This window comes from Streptomyces sp. NPDC052496 (genome assembly GCF_040679095.1).
Lineage (GTDB): Bacteria > Actinomycetota > Actinomycetes > Streptomycetales > Streptomycetaceae > Streptomyces.
In genome coordinates, this window is the sequence record NZ_JBFAUH010000069.1 from 1 (window position 1) to 1,276 (window position 1,276).

At 70.1% G+C, this 1,276-nt stretch carries 1 protein-coding gene; it reads left to right on the forward strand.

Translation table 11 applies throughout. The features are described from left to right. Window positions 1-1,276: amino acid adenylation domain-containing protein (locus AB0L45_RS39410; RefSeq protein WP_365848620.1), on the forward strand; the 1,276-nt coding region annotated here is incomplete at both ends.

Below are 1,276 nucleotides of genomic sequence, written 5' to 3' on the forward strand. Positions count from 1 at the left end.
GAGCTGGTGCATGTCCGTAATGCCACGCAGCAGGTGGTTCCGGCGCTGACGATGCCGCAGCTGTTCGAGGCCCAGGCCCAGCGCGCCCCGGACGCCGATGCCGTGGTCTACGAGGACACCGTGCTCACCTACGGGGAAGTCGACCGGCGCGCCAACCAGCTGGCACGACTGCTCATCAGCCACGGCGTCGGCCCCGAGCGCCTGGTCGCCCTGGCCATGCCCCGCTGCCCCGACATGGTCATCGCCGCCCTGGCCATCCACAAAGCCGGCGGCGCCTACCTGCCCATCGACCCCGAATACCCGGCCGACCGCATCACCTACATGCTCACCGACGCCGACCCCGCCTGCATCTGCACCACCTCCGACGTCGAACTGCCCCCCACCCCACACCCCCGCATCCTGCTGGACACCGACACCGCCACCCGGCACCTGCCCGACACACCCGTCACCGACGACGAACGCACCGCCCCGCTGGACCTGCACCACCCCGCCTACGTCATCTACACCTCAGGCTCCACCGGCCGCCCCAAAGGCGTCATCGTCACCCACACCGGCATCGCCTCCCTCTCCACAGCCCACGCCACCCACCTCCACGTCGGCCCCACCTCCCGCACCCTGCAATTCGCCGCCCTGAGCTTCGACGCCGCCGCCTGGGAACTGATCATGGCGCTCACCAACGGCGCCACCCTCATCCTCGCCCCACCCGCACACCTTGCCGCCGGCCCCGAACTCAGCCACCTGATCACCCGACAGCAGGTCACCCACGCCACCCTGCCCCCGGCCGTCCTGAGCGTCCTGCCCCCCGACAGCCTCCCCCACGACATGACCCTCATCGTCGCCGGCGAAGCCTGCCCCCCCGAACAGACCGCCCGCTGGTCCACCGGCCGACGCATGATCAACGCCTACGGCCCCACCGAAGCCACCGTCTGCTCCACCATGAGCCAACCCCTCACCGGCACCACCACACCACCCCTGGGCAACCCCATCACCAACGCCCACATCTACATCCTCGACCACAACCTCAACCCCACCGCCCCCGGCGTCCCCGGCGAGCTCTACACCACCGGCCCCGGCCTCGCCCGCGGCTACCTCAACCGCCCCGACCTCACCGCCCAACGCTTCATCGCCAACCCCTACGGCCCCCCCGGCACCCGCCTCTACCGCACCGGCGACCTCGCCCGCTGGACCACCCACCACACCCTCGAATACCTCGGCCGCACCGACAACCAAATCAAAATCCGCGGCTTCCGCATCGAACTCGGCGAAATAGAAGCCG